Consider the following 14,263-nt stretch of genomic DNA (forward strand, 5'->3'; position numbering starts at 1 on the left):
GTGTAGGCAATAAAACAGAGTTGAAATGAACTGTCAAACTTTTGACTCAAAAAATTGAGATATGAGTCACAGGTATATAGCCATAATTTTCGATGGTAGGGTTCCTGTTAAATTTAATTGTGTTTGATTGCCAGGCAGCACGAGGAACCATAAGTACACTGACTTCGAATACAGGCATACTGCTGGTGTTGGTGTTGGTGTTGGTGTTGGTGTTGGTGTTGGTGTACGTGATTGATTTTTTCAGTAGTAAATTTCAGGCAACAAAAAACCCATCAACCTTGAACCAAAACGGCGGGGTTGATGGGCTCCACAAATTGGGGACATCAAAGAAAAGCAGTGGCAATAGTTATGACTGACGCCTTGAAGAAAAGTTCTGCTTACCTGCAAAAAATTTTCGTTTAAGGGTAAATTTCAGCGCTAACCAAGGCCAGGCCAGACAATGACGATGAGTGTCCCCGCTAATGTCAGCAGAACGTTGGCTATCGCGTAGGTCCCGGCATAGCCTAACGCAGGGATGTTGCTGCGTGCGGTGTCGCTGATGATTTCCATTGCCGGAGCACAGGTACGTGCGCCCATCATGGCGCCAAACAGCAGGGCGCGGTTCATGCGCAATACGTAAGCACCAAACAAGAAACAGATAACAACCGGAACCAGGCTGACTACCAGACCGGCAATCAACATTTGACCACCGACGGCCCCCAGCCCATTACCAATGCCACTGCCTGCGCTTAAACCGACGCCAGCCATGAATACCATCAGGCCAAATTCTTTCACCATGTTCAGCGCACCCTGTGGGATGTAGCCAAACGTTGGATGGTTGGCTCGCAGGAAGCCCAGCATGATACCGGCGAACAGCAGTCCAGCCGCATTCCCGATGCCGAAGCTGAAATTACTGAACTGGAAGGTGATCATCCCGATCATCAGACCGATGATAAAGAAGGCGCAGAAGGCCAGCAGATCGGTCACCTGACTGTGAATCGAAATGAAGCCGATACGATCGGCAATGGTTTTCACGCGGCGAGCATCACCGCTGACCTGCAATACGTCACCTTTGTTGAGCACGACGTTGTCATCAATAGGCATTTCAATCTGGCTGCGGATCACGCGGTTCAGGAAACAACCGTGGTCGGTCAGTTTCAACTGAGCCAGGCGACGACCAACGGCATTGTGGTTTTTCACTACAATTTCTTCAGTGACGATGCGCATATCGAGCAGATCGCGATCGAACACCTCTTTACCGTTACGGAAGCTGGGATCGAGGCGGGCATGGGCGTCTGGATAACCCACCAGGGCTATCTCATCGCCCATTTGCAGCACCGCGTCACCATCCGGGTTGGCAAGAATGCCGTTGCGACGGATACGTTCAATGTAACAACCGGTCTGACGATAAATACCCAGTTCGCGCAGATTTTTACCATCGGCCCATGCCACCAGCTCCGGGCCAACGCGATAGGCGCGAATCACCGGGAGGTAAACTTTACGATTGGCATCAGTATCCAGGCCCCGTTCACGCGCGATTTGTTGGGCGCTGGTTTGCAGATCCTGATGCTGAAGTTTCGGCAAATAGCGCGCACCAACAATCAGACTGACCAGACCAATCAAATAGGTGAGGGCGTAACCCAAGCTCAGGTTATCGAGAGCGCTTGAAAGTTGTGTCCCTGACATTCCTGAATGGCGCAAGGTGTCACCTGCGCCGACCAGCACCGGCGTTGAGGTCATCGAGCCAGCCAGCATACCCGCCGTCAGGCCGATGTCCCAGCCAAATAGCTTACCCAGCCCCAGGGCGATCAGCATTGCGCTACCGACCATCACCAGGGCAAGCATTAGATAATTTTTCCCATCGCGAAAAAAAATCGAAAAAAAGTTGGGGCCGGCTTCGACGCCGACGCAAAAAATAAACAGCATAAAGCCGAGATTTAATGCATCGGTGTTAATACTAAAGTGCTGCTGACCTAATAATAGGGAGACCACTAAAACGCCAATGGAATTACCGAGTTGGACTGAACCCAGACGCAATTTGCCCAGACACAGGCCCAGAGCCAGGACCACAAATAATAACAGGATGTAATTCCCATTTAACAAATCTGCGACGTTTATATTCACGGAGACTAACTTCTTGTTTACTAGTAAGCTATTGAAAGAAATGGCAATTTACGCTAATGTTTTTGCCAGAAATTAAGGGGCGATAGCATCGTACACAGCCCCGAATAATGCAGCATAACAATATATGCGGCTAGTTTAATCTCATTACGTATCAACGGCTATAAGAATCGTGTGGGTGTGTTTTTGGCATGGAATGCCGAGTTACTTTATCTGACTGGACGCCTGCGGGCGAAAAGAGTGTTCGATAGAGAATGTGTCAGGAGGAACGATTGAAACATAAGCAAAGTTGGGCGAGTGCGGTCTGCTGCTTTGTGCTCTTTATTGTGGTGTGTCTTTCATTAACGCTGAACGTGAAAGGGGCATTCAGAGCAGCAGGGCATCCTGAGGTCGGATTGTTGTTTTTTATCTTACCTGGTGCTGCAGCAAGCTTTTTTTCCCATCGTCGGGAAGTACTCAAACCCCTTCTTGGTGCAATGTTGGCGGCGCCGTGCTGCCTGTTACTGATGCGTTTCGTTTTTATGCCGACGCGTTCATTGTGGCAAGAGCTGGCGTGGTTGTTTAGTGCGGTGTTTTGGTGCGCGCTTGGCGCATTATGTTTTTTATTTATCAGTAGCTTATTCAATCAGCATCAACGGCGGAAAAAGAACTGATGACGCCCTCAAGCTGAGGGCGTAGAAACAGCTATCAGGCGAACAGATTCATATTCTCTTTTGCCCATGCTTCAAAATCCGTGCAGCCGCCGATGTGTTTTTGATCGACGAAAATCTGCGGAACGGTTTCAACTGGCTTACCTACTGTTTTTTCCAGATCTGCTTTGGTAATTCCTTCAGCATGGATATCAATGTAGCGGAAGTTAAAATCGTCATGCTCACTGCTTAATTTTTCTGCTAATTCTTTTGCGCGCACGCAATACGGGCACCCTGGGCGACCAAAAATAACGGCAAACATCTCTTTCTCCTCGAACTTATCAGGCCGGATGGCAATACTTGTTATGATGCCGCGATTTGTGACGGATGGAAAGCAGGTTCAGCCTGTTGCTTTGATATCCTCAAGCTATATCTGTTAAACACGGCAAGCCGGAACGTTTTATAATGAAAGCCATTTCGCCGGGAGGCCGCGTATGCGCACAATTGGTGTATTACCCAAAAGCGTATTGATGCTGGAAATAATTGGGATGGTTTTGTTATCGTTGGCGCTGCTATCGCTTAACGATTACCTCACCTTGCCCGCACCGCTTAACAGCCCGTTAGCCTGCGTGATGATGATATTTTTGGGCGTACTGCTGATGCTCCCTGCTGCGGTGGCGTTGATGTGGCGTATTGCTCAACTGCTGGCACCGCAACTGATGTCACGCGCACCCGGTGATTCAACTGATTTAGACAGAGACAAAAGAGATGACACCAACCATTGATTTACTCCGCAGCCACCGTTCCATTCGCCATTTTACCGATGATGATATTTCGGATGCACAGCGTGAGGCGATTATTGCCGCCGCTCAGGGAACGTCAAGCTCCAGTTTTCTACAGTGCACGACGATCGTTCGTATAACGGATAAATCTCTGCGTGAATCGCTGGCTACCTTATCTGGCGGCCAAAAGCATGTGGCGCAGGCCGCTGAGTTCTGGGTGTTTTGCGCTGATTTTAATCGTCATTTGCAGATTTGCCCTGATGCGCAACTTGGGCTGGCGGAACAGCTGCTGCTGGGCGTGGTTGATACTGCAATGATGGCGCAAAATGCGTTGACGGCGGCAGAGTCGCTGGGACTTGGCGGCGTATTCATTGGCGGTTTGCGTAACAATATTGAGCCGGTCACCGAACTACTGAAGCTGCCGCAGCACGTTCTGCCGCTGTTTGGTTTGTGCCTTGGCTGGCCTGCGGATAACCCGGATATCAAGCCGCGCCTGCCTGCGTCACTTGTTGTGCACGAAAACCAGTATCAGCCGCTCGATACAGACGTTTTGTCGCAGTATGACGAACAGCTTGCGCAGTACTATCTGACCCGCGGCAGCAATACGCGTCGTGACACCTGGAGCGATCACATTCGCCGTACCATCATTAAAGAAAGTCGCCCCTTTATCCTGGAATATTTGCATAAACAGGGATGGGCCACGCGCTAAAGATTTTAACCCAGTGTATGATACGCCAGCTTTTACCAGGTCATTCAGAGAGGTGCAGGGTGAAAATTGCCATTTTGTCCCGGGACGGAACGCTCTATTCTTGTAAACGCCTGCGTGAAGCGGCGATGCAGCGCGGTCACCTGGTTGAAGTTATCGATCCCCTTTCTTGCTATATGAACATCAGTCCGGCGGCATCTTCTATTCATTACAAGGGCCGTCAGCTTCCCCATTTCGACGCGGTGATCCCGCGGATTGGTTCCGCGATTACCTTTTATGGGACGGCGGCGCTGCGCCAGTTTGAGATGCTGGGTAGCTATCCGTTGAATGAGTCGGTAGCGATTACACGAGCGCGCGATAAGCTGCGTTCGCTACAGCTGCTGGCGCGTCAGGGAATTGATTTACCCATCACCGGGATAGCCCACTCTCCCGACGATACCAGCGACATGATTGACATGGTTGGCGGTGCGCCGTTGGTGGTGAAACTGGTTGAAGGCACCCAGGGTATTGGCGTGGTGTTGGCGGAAACGCGGCAGGCTGCAGAAAGCGTGGTAGATGCCTTTCGTGGGCTGAATGCCCATATCCTGGTTCAGGAATATATCAAAGAAGCGAAGGGGCGCGATATCCGCTGTTTCGTGGTGGGCGACGAAGTAGTGGCCGCCATTGAACGACGGGCTAAAGAGGGCGATTTTCGTTCTAATCTCCATCGCGGTGGTGTGGCGACTATTGCGAGTATCACGCCGCGCGAAAGAGAAATTGCGCTCAAAGCCGCCCGGACTATGGGCCTGGACGTTGCAGGCGTTGATATTCTGCGCGCTGATCGAGGGCCACTGGTCATGGAGGTCAACGCGTCTCCGGGGCTGGAAGGAGTGGAGAAAACCACCGGGATAGACATAGCTGGCAAGATGATCCAGTGGATCGAACGTCACGCTACGCCTGAATTTTGCCTTAAAATCGGCGGCTAAGCGCAATATCGATTGCGATCGTGGTATGACACGCTCTTTTTGCGTAAGCTGTGCCGGTATTTTTTTCATCAATAGAGGTCGCACATTATTATGACATCACTGGTCGTTCCCACTCTGGATACGTTGCGTCAATGGCTCGACGACCTGGGCATGAGTTTTTTTGAATGCGATACCTGTCAGGCGCTGCATTTACCGCACATGCAGAATTTTGACGGCATCTTTGATGCAAAAGTTGATTTGGTCGATAACGTCATTCTGTTTTCCGCGATGGCAGAAGTCAGACCTTCTGCACTGTTGCCGCTGGCCGCCGATCTGTCCGCGATCAATGCCAGCTCACTGACGGTGAAAGCTTTTCTGGATATGCAGGATGATAATCTGCCAAAACTGGTGGTTTGCCAGTCTTTATCCGTTATGCCGGGCGTGACGTTTGAGCAGTTTGAATGTTTTGTTCGCCAGAGCGAAGAGCAGATATCGATGGTGATCCTTGAAGCCGGTGCGCATCAGCTGTTATTTAATGCTGAAGAAGATGCGCAGAATAGCACCGCTGAAATTCATTTCCTCCATTAATTCTTCCTGAATCTGGACATATATTGCGCAGCCGCTGCCAGAGCGGTTGCGTATTGCCCGTTTTTATTCTGTATTTAACCTTTTATTAAAGAATTATTCACCTCTATTCAGCGCCTTCCGCTTTGCGTCATAGACAATTCCTGCATAAAAAATTGATAAAAGACGTTTTTTAATCTGGGCTATATCCACAATTCCTGGCTAAAGTTATTCTTGCGAAGCTTACCAACGTCATCATTTAAACAGCCCCTTGTGACCTGTTCTACGGCCACAATGTATGTTGAATGCCTGGGCGGATGCCAGCGAGCAATAGCGGCGTGAGGAGAGGTCTCTCTTTACATCGGTGCCGCATGAAAGAATATGCACGTTTCTTGCATATCATTAGAGTGTGACATTTTTGTTCGTTTGTTAACGAAATTTCAGAAGGAAAGAGATTATGACCGCCTTAAATAAAAAATGGTTATCAGGCCTGGTTGCGGGTGTTCTGATGGCCGTCTCTGCCGGCACGCTCGCTGCTGAACAAAAAACGCTGCATATATATAACTGGTCTGATTATATTGCCCCGGACACGGTGGCTAATTTTGAAAAAGAGACCGGAATTAAAGTCATCTATGACGTATTTGATTCCAATGAAGTGCTGGAAGGTAAGCTCATGGCTGGCAGTACCGGCTTTGACCTTGTCGTTCCATCCGCCAGCTTCCTTGAGCGTCAACTGACCGCGGGCGTATTCCAACCGCTGGATAAGAGCAAATTGCCGGGCTGGAAAAACCTTGATCCTGAACTGCTGAAGCTGGTGGGCAAACACGATCCGGACAACAAGTTTGCGATGCCGTATATGTGGGCTACGACCGGTATTGGTTACAACGTGGATAAAGTTAAAGCTGTGCTGGGGCCGGATGCGCCGGTTGACAGCTGGGATTTGATCCTCAAGCCAGAAAATCTGGAAAAACTCAAAAGCTGCGGCGTCTCTTTCCTTGATGCCCCCGAAGAGGTGTTCGCCACGGTGCTGAACTATTTGGGTAAAGATCCAAACAGTACCAAAGCGGATGATTACACCGGACCGGCAACGGATCTGTTGTTGAAACTGCGACCGAATATTCGCTATTTCCACTCTTCGCAGTACATCAACGACCTGGCAAACGGTGATACCTGCGTCGCAATCGGCTGGGCTGGGGACGTATGGCAGGCCGCAAACCGTGCGAAAGAAGCGAAAAATGGCGTCAATATCTCCTTCTCAATTCCTAAAGAAGGTGCAATGGCGTTCTTTGACGTATTCGCGATGCCTGCCGATGCGAAAAACAAAGACGAAGCCTATCAGTTCCTCAACTACCTGCTGCGCCCTGATGTGATTGCGCATATCTCCGACCACGTGTTTTATGCCAATGCCAACAAAGAAGCGACGGCTCTGGTAAGCCCTGAAGTTCGTGACAACCCGGGTATTTACCCGCCTGCGGATGTGCGAGCTAAGTTATTCACACTGAAAGTACAGGATCCGAAGATCGATCGTGTACGTACCCGCGCATGGACGAAGGTAAAAAGCGGGAAATAAACCGATGTTTGGGACATGACCCGGCAGGATTTGTGCCTGCCGGGCAGCGTTGAGCCCGGACACATATAACCCGGCAATACGCACCGTTATGGTGCGTTATTTGCACCGTTTCTTTGTTTTATGCCGGAGAGCACCTGAGTGAATGATGCAACCCCACGCCCACAAGCGAAAATCCGCAAGGCGCTGACCCCGCTGCTTGAAATTCGCAATCTGACCAAGTCATTTGACGGTCAGCACGCCGTTGATGACGTCAATCTTACTATCTACAAAGGTGAAATATTTGCTCTGCTCGGCGCGTCCGGCTGTGGCAAATCGACACTGCTGCGGATGCTGGCGGGATTTGAACTGCCGACTACCGGGCAAATCATGCTTGATGGCGTCGATTTAGCGCATGTCCCGCCTTATCTGCGTCCAATTAATATGATGTTTCAGTCCTACGCCTTGTTTCCGCATATGACTGTCGAGCAGAACATTGCCTTTGGTCTCAAGCAGGACAAACTGCCGAAGGCTGAAATCGCCAGTCGGGTGAATGAGATGCTGGGACTCGTGCATATGCAGGAGTTCGCTAAACGCAAACCACATCAGCTTTCTGGCGGCCAGCGTCAGCGCGTGGCATTGGCGCGCAGCCTGGCAAAACGTCCAAAACTGCTGCTGCTGGATGAACCAATGGGGGCGCTGGATAAAAAACTCCGAGACCGCATGCAACTGGAGGTAGTGGATATCCTGGAACGCGTCGGTGTGACCTGCGTGATGGTGACGCACGATCAGGAAGAAGCCATGACGATGGCGGGTCGTATTGCGATCATGAATCGTGGAAAATTTGTCCAGATTGGTGAGCCAGAAGAGATCTACGAGCATCCGACCACGCGTTACAGCGCAGAGTTTATCGGTTCGGTAAACGTTTTTGAGGGACTGCTGAAAGAACGTCGGGAAGATGGTCTGGTGATTGAGTCTCCAGGACTGGTGCATCCGCTGAAAGTGGACGCCGATGCGTCTGTTGTCGATAACGTCCCGGTGTATGTTGCGCTGCGTCCGGAAAAAATCATGCTCTGCGAATCGCCTCCGCCAGAGGGTTATAACTTCGCGGTAGGCGAAGTGGTGCACATTGCCTATCTGGGCGATTTGTCGGTGTACCACGTACGTTTGAAAAGCGGTCAGATGTTGAGCGCTCAGCTACAAAATGAACATCGTTACCGCAAGGGATTACCCACCTGGGGTGACGAGGTCCGTTTGTGCTGGGATGCAGACAGTTGTGTGGTGTTGACGGTTTAAGGAGCGAAGATGAGTACACTTGAACCTCCGGCGCGTGTGGATAAAGCAGGGCGATTCACGCTGTTTATGTCGCGACTGCAAATGAAGCACGGGCGCAAGCTGGTGATCGCGCTGCCGTATGTGTGGCTGCTGCTTCTGTTTCTGCTGCCGTTTCTGATCGTCTTCAAAATCAGTTTGGCGGAAATGGCGCGCGCTATTCCACCCTATACCGACCTCGTTTCATGGGCTGACGATCAGTTATCCATCACGCTCAACTTAGGCAACTTCCTGCAACTGACGGACGATCCGCTCTATTTCGATGCCTACCTGCAATCGTTACAGGTGGCGGGAATTTCGACAATCTGTTGTCTGCTGCTGGGATACCCGCTGGCATGGGCAGTCGCGCACAGTAAACCCTCAACGCGTAATATTCTGCTGTTGCTGGTGATCCTACCGTCCTGGACCTCGTTTTTAATTCGCGTGTATGCCTGGATGGGGATCCTGAAAAACAACGGCGTCCTGAACAACTTTCTGATGTGGCTGGGTGTCATCGACCAACCGTTGACTATTTTGCACACCAATCTGGCGGTCTATATCGGCATTGTTTACGCCTATTTGCCCTTTATGGTGCTGCCGATTTATACCGCGCTGACCCGTATTGATTACTCGCTGGTGGAAGCGGCGCTGGATTTAGGTGCCCGACCACTGAAGACTTTCTTTAGCGTGATTGTGCCATTGACCAAGGGCGGGATTATTGCCGGGTCAATGCTGGTGTTTATTCCGGCTGTTGGCGAGTTTGTGATCCCTGAGCTGCTGGGCGGCCCGGACAGCATCATGATTGGCCGTGTGCTTTGGCAGGAGTTTTTCAATAACCGCGACTGGCCGGTGGCTTCTGCTGTCGCCATTATTATGCTGCTGTTACTGATTGTGCCGATCATGTGGTTCCACAAATATCAGCAAAAAAGCGTGGGGGAACACGGATGAATAACTTACCGGTCGTTCGCTCGCCGTGGCGTATTTTTATCCTGGTAGTTGGCTTTACCTTCCTGTACGCGCCGATGCTGATGTTGGTTATCTATTCGTTTAACAGCTCGAAGCTGGTGACGGTTTGGGCGGGGTGGTCAACGCGTTGGTATGGCGAGCTTTTTCACGATACCGCGATGATAAGCGCTGTAGGCATGAGCCTAACGATTGCCGCGGGCGCTGCTACGATGGCGGCAATCCTTGGCACCATTGCCGCCGTGGTAATGGTGCGCTTTGGTCGTTTTCGTGGTTCGAATGGTTTCGCCTTTATGATCACCGCGCCGCTGGTTATGCCAGATGTCATTACCGGTTTGTCGCTGCTGCTGCTGTTTGTAGCGTTGGCTCACGCCATCGGCTGGCCGGCTGATCGCGGAATGCTGACCATCTGGCTGGCGCACGTCACCTTCTGTACAGCGTACGTAGCGGTGGTGATTTCTTCACGTTTGCGCGAACTGGATCATTCCATTGAGGAAGCAGCGATGGATCTTGGCGCCACGCCGCTGAAGGTCTTTTTCGTCATCACGCTGCCGATGATTATGCCGGCGGTGATTTCCGGTTGGCTATTAGCCTTCACGCTGTCACTCGATGATCTGGTTATTGCCAGCTTTGTCTCTGGTCCTGGTGCCACAACGTTACCGATGCTGGTGTTCTCCAGCGTACGTATGGGGGTGAACCCGGAGATCAACGCGCTGGCGACGCTGATTCTTGGTGTGGTAGGAATTATCGGATTTATCGCGTGGTATCTGATGGCGCGAACAGAAAAACAACGGATCCGCGATATCCAACGTGCAAGACGCGGCTGAAAAAACTAAAATCTGCCAACCTGTCTATACGGCGCAGCTGTGGTGGTTGCGCCGTTTTCATGGAAGACGACGCGTTGGGATTTTTTAAGAAATCATCCACATCACATGCTCGCTTAAACGTCCCTGCTTTGGTGCAGGTGGCGGCGCTGGCTATTATTATGATCCGCTGTCTCGATCTGTTGATGATTTTTAATACGCTTGGGTTTCGTGGAACCAGTGAGTTTATTCATCGCAGTGTGCAGACCTGGAATTTGACGCTGGTGTTTCTGGGCAGTCTGGTGCTGCTATTTATCGAAATTTACTGTGCATTTTCGCTGGTAAAAGGACGGAACTGGGCACGCTGGATCTATCTGTTGACCCAGATTATCGCCAGCGTCTATCTGTGGGCAGCTTCGCTGGGCTACGGATATCCCGAACTGTTCAGTATTGCGGGGGAGTCCAGACGCGAAATCCTGCATACGCTGGTGATGCAAAAACTGCCGGATATGCTGGTATTGCTGCTACTGTTTGTTCCTGCGTCCAGCAGGCGGTTCTTCCGTTTGCAATAACGTGTATAATCTTGGCCCCCGGTTAATTTGTAGGTCTTTGTATGCAGTGCGCACTTTATGACGCCGAACGCTGTCGCTCCTGTCAGTGGATAACACAGCCTGTCGCCGATCAACTCTTCTCTAAAACAGCCGATCTACAGAATCTGCTGGCCGATTATCCGGTCGGAGAATGGTGCGCGCCGGTCAGTGGTCCGGAAAGCGCGTTTCGCAATAAAGCCAAAATGGTGGTCAGCGGCAGCGTGGAAAAACCGTTACTGGGGATGTTGCATCGTGACGGTACGCCGGAAGATTTGTGCGACTGTCCGCTCTACCCTGAGTCTTTTGCGTCCGTATTTTCCGCGCTTAAGCCGTTTATCGCCCGAGCAGGGCTAACGCCCTATAACGTTGCGCGTAAACGCGGGGAACTGAAATATTTGCTGTTAACGGAAAGCCGGTTCGATGGCGGCATGATGCTGCGTTTTGTCCTGCGTTCTGAAGCAAAACTGGCACAGCTGCGCGCGGCGCTGCCCTGGCTGCAGGCACAACTCCCACAGTTAAAAGTGATCACTGCCAATATTCAGCCGGTGCATATGGCGATTATGGAAGGGGAGACAGAAATCTTCCTGACGGAACAACAGGCGCTGGCGGAACGCTTTAACGATGTACCGTTGTGGATCCGCCCACAGAGCTTCTTCCAGACTAACCCGGTGGTGGCGGGGCAGTTGTATGCCACGGCGCGCGACTGGGTGCGTCAGCTTCCGGTTAATCACATGTGGGATCTGTTTTGCGGCGTTGGGGGTTTTGGCCTGCACTGCGCTACGCCGCAAATGAAACTGACGGGGATTGAAATCGCGCCAGAGGCGATTACCTGCGCGAAGCAGTCGGCGCAGGAACTTGGGTTGCAGAATCTGCATTTTCAGGCGTTGGATTCAACTCAGTTTGCTACCGCTCAGGGCGAAGTTCCGGATCTGGTGCTGGTGAATCCACCGCGTCGCGGGATTGGGAAACCGCTGTGCGATTTTCTTTCCCGCATGGCACCGCGTTTTATTGTTTATTCCAGCTGTAATGCGCAAACCATGGCGAAGGATATTCGTGAGTTGCCTGGGTATCGAATTGAACGCGTTCAGCTTTTCGATATGTTCCCGCACACCTCGCATTATGAAGTGTTAACGCTACTCAGCCGACAATAATTGCTATGCCTGATGGCGCTTCGCTTATCAGGCCTACAGGTTGTTCGTCATTCGTAGGCCGGATAAGGTGCTTGCACCGCATCCGGCAAATCAATATGCGAAAAAAAAGCCCGTACTTGCGTACGAGCTCTTCTTAAAATATGGCGGTGAGGCGGGGATTGACTCGCTTCGCTCGCCCTGCGGGCAGTCTGTTCGCTGCGCTCTCAGTCTGTCCAACTGGCTGCGCCAGTAGTCGAACCCCGGTCCGGGCTTCTCATCCCCGCCAGGCTGTGCAACATGCGAAAAAAAAGCCCGTACTTGCGTACGAGCTCTTCTTAAAATATGGCGGTGAGGCGGGGATTCGAACCCCGGATACGTTGCCGTATACACACTTTCCAGGCGTGCTCCTTCAGCCACTCGGACACCTCACCATATTGTATTGCTACCTGACCGCTTGGGGGGCAACGGGGCGCTACTATAGGGAGTTGCGCTAAAACGGTCAAGCAGAATTTACGTGTTAACTCTCGTTTGGTTACGCAATATACATATTCCTCCGCCCAGGCAGGCGCGGAGGATAGGATTAGCGCTGAGAGTCCAGTTTTTCGCCGTTGGTCACGACTTCCTGGGCTTTACTGTAGCTCTCGATCAGCAACTGATAAGCCGGGAAGACTTTGGTATACACTTCCGCCCATTCGGCGGCGTCTTCACGGTTCCATGTGCCCTGAATTTCAGAAGCGACGGCGGCGGTATCCATCGGCACGACGCCAGCCTGAACAACGCGAGCCAGGGTGATTTCCTGCGCCATTTTGCTGTAAGTACCGGAAGCGTCAATCACTGCGAAGACCTTATAGCCTTCCGCAACCGCGCTGATAGCAGGGAAAGCCATGCACACGCTGGTAATCGTACCGGCGATAATCAGCGTCTTACGACCTGTTGCTTTGACCGCCTTCACGAAGTCTTCGTTATCCCAGGCGTTGATTTCGCCTTTACGCGCCACGTATTGGGCATGCGGCGCATTGGCGTGGATCTCAGGGATCAGCGGGCCGTTAGGTCCCTGCGGTACGGATGCCGTGGTAATCACCGGTATCTTCGCCAGGGTCGCCATTTTAGCCAGTGCGGCGGCACGCGCACGTAGTTCTGGCATTGGCATGTCGCCGACGGTCTGGAACAACCCGCTCTGATGATCGATAAGCAGCATGACGGAATCATTTACATCGATGACCGGACGTGAACCATTAAAGTTTGCAGGACTGGACATATTCTTCTCCTTCGATTCAGATTTGGCCAAAGCGGCCGGAGTTAAAATCGCGTACGGCTTCAGCGATTTCTTGTTTCGTGTTCATTACAAACGGACCGTAACCTACAATCGGCTCGTTCAACGGTTCTCCAGAAAGCAGTAGTACGCTGGCGTCGCTGGAGGCTTCAATATGCAGCGTTTTCCCTTGCTGGCTCAGCACCACCAGTTGCGCTTCGCTGGCAGACGTAGTGCCGTTTACGGTGATATTCCCTTTCAATACCACCAGCGCAGTGCTCCATCCTTCCGGCTGGGACAACGTGAGCTGATGATTACGTTGTAAACGCATATCCCAAACGTTCAGCGGCGAGAAGGTATGTGCCGGGCCTTTAGTATCTTGATAGCTGCCCGCAATCACCCGAACGCTTCCTGCTTCATCAGGCAGGGCGACAGAGGGGATCACATCGCTGCTGATGCCCTGGTAACCCGGAACGGCCATTTTGTCTTTTGCTGGCAGATTGACCCACAGCTGTACCATTTCCAGTTCGCCACCCTGACGGGTAAATTCTGGTGAATGGAACTCTTCATGTAATATTCCTGCACCCGCGGTCATCCACTGCACGTCGCCGGGGCCGATAATGCCGCCGCGACCGGTTGAATCACGGTGTTCAACTTCGCCGCTGTAAACGATGGTCACCGTCTCAAAACCACGGTGAGGGTGCTCGCCTACGCCGCGTTTTTCGTTACCCGGCGTAAACGTATGTGGACCGGCGTAATCCAGCAGCAGGAACGGACTTAGTTGCTCAGCATGAGACTGGTAAGAAAACATCGAGCGAACCGGAAATCCATCGCCAACCCAGTGCGGGCGAGGTGCGGTGTAGACGCCTGTTACGTGTTTCATTTGTGTCTCCTCAGTGGCGTTATCTTGATGTGAATAAGCTTATATTCATGACAGCGAGCT

Annotated in this window: 15 protein-coding genes, 1 tRNA gene and 1 other RNA gene; 11 read left to right on the forward strand and 6 right to left on the reverse strand. The window is 51.7% G+C overall.

The window, feature by feature from the left end:
• Window positions 1–417 precede the first annotated feature (417 nt).
• Window positions 418–2,103, reverse strand: coding sequence for an aspartate:alanine antiporter (locus E6P06_RS11660; RefSeq protein WP_003035354.1), 1,686 nt, complete (start codon window positions 2,101–2,103; stop codon window positions 418–420).
• Between the two features lie 269 nt (window positions 2,104–2,372).
• Here E6P06_RS11660 and E6P06_RS11665 point away from each other — a divergent pair, with 269 nt between their 5' ends.
• Window positions 2,373–2,753 (forward strand): inner membrane protein YbjM, encoded by a 381-nt coding sequence (locus E6P06_RS11665; protein ID WP_003035356.1) that lies wholly within the window; start codon window positions 2,373–2,375, stop codon window positions 2,751–2,753.
• A gap of 34 nt (window positions 2,754–2,787) precedes the next feature.
• Here E6P06_RS11665 and E6P06_RS11670 read toward each other — a convergent pair whose 3' ends face one another.
• A complete protein-coding gene (locus E6P06_RS11670; RefSeq protein ID WP_003035358.1) occupies window positions 2,788–3,051 on the reverse strand; it encodes a GrxA family glutaredoxin in 264 nt (87 codons plus the stop codon).
• A 172-nt stretch (window positions 3,052–3,223) separates the two neighbouring features.
• Between E6P06_RS11670 and E6P06_RS11675 the strand changes: the two genes are divergently transcribed.
• From E6P06_RS11675 to rlmC, 10 genes are all read left to right on the forward strand, one after another.
• Window positions 3,224–3,514 (forward strand): YbjC family protein, encoded by a 291-nt coding sequence (locus E6P06_RS11675; RefSeq protein ID WP_139935257.1) that lies wholly within the window; start codon window positions 3,224–3,226, stop codon window positions 3,512–3,514.
• Window positions 3,498–4,220, forward strand: a complete 723-nt coding sequence (gene nfsA, locus E6P06_RS11680) for a nitroreductase NfsA (RefSeq protein ID WP_044701671.1) — start codon at window positions 3,498–3,500, stop codon at window positions 4,218–4,220. Before E6P06_RS11675 ends, nfsA begins: the two co-directional genes overlap by 17 nt.
• A gap of 59 nt (window positions 4,221–4,279) precedes the next feature.
• A complete protein-coding gene (gene rimK, locus E6P06_RS11685) occupies window positions 4,280–5,182 on the forward strand; it encodes a 30S ribosomal protein S6--L-glutamate ligase (RefSeq protein WP_003836932.1) in 903 nt (300 codons plus the stop codon).
• A 90-nt stretch (window positions 5,183–5,272) separates the two neighbouring features.
• Complete coding sequence (locus E6P06_RS11690) at window positions 5,273–5,749, forward strand: YbjN domain-containing protein (protein WP_003035368.1); 477 nt, start codon at window positions 5,273–5,275, stop codon at window positions 5,747–5,749.
• A gap of 433 nt (window positions 5,750–6,182) precedes the next feature.
• Entirely contained in the window at window positions 6,183–7,295 is a 1,113-nt protein-coding gene (potF, locus tag E6P06_RS11695; RefSeq protein WP_046669940.1) for a spermidine/putrescine ABC transporter substrate-binding protein PotF, read from the forward strand.
• A 138-nt stretch (window positions 7,296–7,433) separates the two neighbouring features.
• Window positions 7,434–8,567 (forward strand): putrescine ABC transporter ATP-binding subunit PotG, encoded by a 1,134-nt coding sequence (gene potG / locus E6P06_RS11700; RefSeq protein WP_134215920.1) that lies wholly within the window; start codon window positions 7,434–7,436, stop codon window positions 8,565–8,567.
• A gap of 9 nt (window positions 8,568–8,576) precedes the next feature.
• A complete protein-coding gene (potH, locus tag E6P06_RS11705; RefSeq protein WP_103848614.1) occupies window positions 8,577–9,530 on the forward strand; it encodes a putrescine ABC transporter permease PotH in 954 nt (317 codons plus the stop codon).
• Window positions 9,527–10,372: a putrescine ABC transporter permease PotI gene (potI, locus tag E6P06_RS11710; RefSeq protein WP_003035376.1), complete on the forward strand. Its 846-nt coding sequence runs from the start codon at window positions 9,527–9,529 to the stop codon at window positions 10,370–10,372. Before potH ends, potI begins: the two co-directional genes overlap by 4 nt.
• 59 nt (window positions 10,373–10,431) lie before the next feature.
• Window positions 10,432–10,920, forward strand: coding sequence for a YbjO family protein (locus tag E6P06_RS11715; RefSeq protein ID WP_003035378.1), 489 nt, complete (start codon window positions 10,432–10,434; stop codon window positions 10,918–10,920).
• A 41-nt stretch (window positions 10,921–10,961) separates the two neighbouring features.
• Window positions 10,962–12,089: a 23S rRNA (uracil(747)-C(5))-methyltransferase RlmC gene (rlmC, locus tag E6P06_RS11720; protein ID WP_139935258.1), complete on the forward strand. Its 1,128-nt coding sequence runs from the start codon at window positions 10,962–10,964 to the stop codon at window positions 12,087–12,089.
• Between the two features lie 141 nt (window positions 12,090–12,230).
• Here rlmC and E6P06_RS11725 read toward each other — a convergent pair.
• The 4 genes from E6P06_RS11725 to E6P06_RS11740 all read right to left on the reverse strand — a co-directional run bounded on the left by E6P06_RS11725 (window position 12,231) and on the right by E6P06_RS11740 (window position 14,203).
• Window positions 12,231–12,367: non-coding RNA, RtT sRNA (locus tag E6P06_RS11725), on the reverse strand.
• 44 nt (window positions 12,368–12,411) lie between these two features.
• Window positions 12,412–12,499: transfer RNA gene (locus E6P06_RS11730), tRNA-Ser, on the reverse strand.
• A 149-nt stretch (window positions 12,500–12,648) separates the two neighbouring features.
• Complete coding sequence (locus E6P06_RS11735; RefSeq protein ID WP_003035382.1) at window positions 12,649–13,326, reverse strand: isochorismatase family protein; 678 nt, start codon at window positions 13,324–13,326, stop codon at window positions 12,649–12,651.
• A 16-nt stretch (window positions 13,327–13,342) separates the two neighbouring features.
• Entirely contained in the window at window positions 13,343–14,203 is an 861-nt protein-coding gene (locus tag E6P06_RS11740; RefSeq protein WP_003035384.1) for a pirin family protein, read from the reverse strand.
• Between the last annotated feature and the right edge of the window lie 60 nt (window positions 14,204–14,263).

The sequence above is a fragment of the Citrobacter sp. CF971 genome (assembly GCF_006385635.1).
Classification (GTDB): Bacteria; Pseudomonadota; Gammaproteobacteria; order Enterobacterales; family Enterobacteriaceae; genus Citrobacter; species Citrobacter freundii.

Excerpts from the sequence above, each read along its gene's own strand:
- E6P06_RS11740 (WP_003035384.1), bottom strand. The coding sequence starts at position 14,203 with ATGAAACACGTAACAGGCGTCTACACCGCACCTCGCCCGCACTGGGTT.
- potH (WP_103848614.1), top strand. The coding sequence starts at position 8,577 with ATGAGTACACTTGAACCTCCGGCGCGTGTGGATAAAGCAGGGCGATTC.
- potF (WP_046669940.1), top strand. The coding sequence starts at position 6,183 with ATGACCGCCTTAAATAAAAAATGGTTATCAGGCCTGGTTGCGGGTGTT.
- nfsA (WP_044701671.1), top strand. The coding sequence starts at position 3,498 with ATGACACCAACCATTGATTTACTCCGCAGCCACCGTTCCATTCGCCAT.
- E6P06_RS11670 (WP_003035358.1), bottom strand. The coding sequence starts at position 3,051 with ATGTTTGCCGTTATTTTTGGTCGCCCAGGGTGCCCGTATTGCGTGCGC.
- E6P06_RS11690 (WP_003035368.1), top strand. The coding sequence starts at position 5,273 with ATGACATCACTGGTCGTTCCCACTCTGGATACGTTGCGTCAATGGCTC.
- E6P06_RS11715 (WP_003035378.1), top strand. The coding sequence starts at position 10,432 with ATGGAAGACGACGCGTTGGGATTTTTTAAGAAATCATCCACATCACAT.
- E6P06_RS11735 (WP_003035382.1), bottom strand. The coding sequence starts at position 13,326 with ATGTCCAGTCCTGCAAACTTTAATGGTTCACGTCCGGTCATCGATGTA.
- rlmC (WP_139935258.1), top strand. The coding sequence starts at position 10,962 with ATGCAGTGCGCACTTTATGACGCCGAACGCTGTCGCTCCTGTCAGTGG.
- potI (WP_003035376.1), top strand. The coding sequence starts at position 9,527 with ATGAATAACTTACCGGTCGTTCGCTCGCCGTGGCGTATTTTTATCCTG.
- E6P06_RS11675 (WP_139935257.1), top strand. The coding sequence starts at position 3,224 with ATGCGCACAATTGGTGTATTACCCAAAAGCGTATTGATGCTGGAAATA.